Origin of the sequence: Halomonas sp. 3D7M (assembly GCF_014897885.1) — a bacterium.
In the GTDB taxonomy this organism is placed as follows: Bacteria; Pseudomonadota; Gammaproteobacteria; order Pseudomonadales; family Halomonadaceae; genus Vreelandella.
Genome location: NZ_JABUZF010000037.1, coordinates 1 through 1,200 on the forward strand (window position 1 = coordinate 1; position 1,200 = coordinate 1,200).

Consider the following 1,200-nt stretch of genomic DNA (forward strand, 5'->3'; position numbering starts at 1 on the left):
GGCCGTCACTGATTCCGTCGTGGTATGGTAGACAAGCTTCCCTGCACGGCTGAGGAACCCTAATACGTTTAGTCTTCGGCTACGAGAGTAGGCGGTCACTTCGCAGGGTTGACCGACAGGGCTCCACGCGTATGGCACTGACGACGATTGTGAAAAGCCTGACTCATCAAAATAGTAAAGCTCGTGCTCGCCTTCGTCTTCCTGCTGCTGAAGCGCCTTAAGGAGGCCCTGAGTATTGCGGAAATCCCTTTCGTTACGCCGTGCCTTCAGTGAATGACGAATGCGCTTGAAGCTGAGATCATTTTTTTTTTCAACGCCCGGCGAAGGGTCACCGTGCTAACTGTCTTGCCAGTCTCTTCCTGAAACCGAGCCTGTAAGGATCGAATCTGATGAGGCTGCTCAACAACCATTTCTTTCAATCGCTGGTTGTCGTGCTCGTCCAGAATAGGTGTCCGACCACTGCGGGGCTTATCGGCGAGCCCGTCAAGCCCCAACGTTTCCCATTGTTTGAGCCATCGAGAGACGGCATCGCGGCGAACCTGCAGAATGTCACTGATCTGGTTGATGGTATGGCCCTGACCACTCAGCAGGATGGCATTCGCACGTCGACGTAAAGCCCGCTTCTCGCTTTGGTGATAGGCCTTGGTTAGTGCCTGCTGCTCAGACTTTGTGAGAGGATCAACAAAGCGACGCCTTGCCATAGGTTTATCCGTATCAGTGATTTTAAAATCGATGTTACACGGAAATTTGTGATCAGGCACTTACAAGTATGTTTGGAAGGTCAATCAAATACGTAGCATCCCTAATGTAACCGGAACTGCAGCAGCGGGATTCCAAGACGCCTCTTTGTGGGAGGAGGCAAAGAAAAAAGGTGACAAAGAAATTAAAAAAATGATCGACGAGGCGCTCGTACGCACCTCAGTGACTGTCGTCTTTGTTACTTATGGTACTAAAGACCGTAAATATATTGATTATGAAATAGAGCAATCTTTAGCTAGGGGGAATGGCCTCGTAGCTGTACAAATTCATCACTTGAAAGATAAAGATGGCAATACTGGTTCTCCAGGAGCGATACCGAGTCAGGTCGAAAAAAATGGCTTTAAGGCATATAAGTATACAAATTCAGAAGATCTTTCTAAGTGGATAGAAGAAGCAGCAAAGCTTGCCGGAAAGTAAGTCCTGAATCCGTGAGACCGGCCC

At 48.8% G+C, this 1,200-nt stretch carries 2 pseudogenes; one reads left to right on the forward strand and one right to left on the reverse strand.

The features are described from left to right. Positions 1 to 701 (reverse strand): annotated as a pseudogene (locus INT22_RS01190) (IS630 family transposase); the annotation flags it as partial. 82 nt (positions 702 to 783) lie between these two features. Here INT22_RS01190 and INT22_RS01195 point away from each other — a divergent pair. Beyond that, positions 784 to 1,176, forward strand: a pseudogene (locus INT22_RS01195) (TIR domain-containing protein); the annotation flags it as partial. Positions 1,177 to 1,200: the final 24 nt, after the last annotated feature.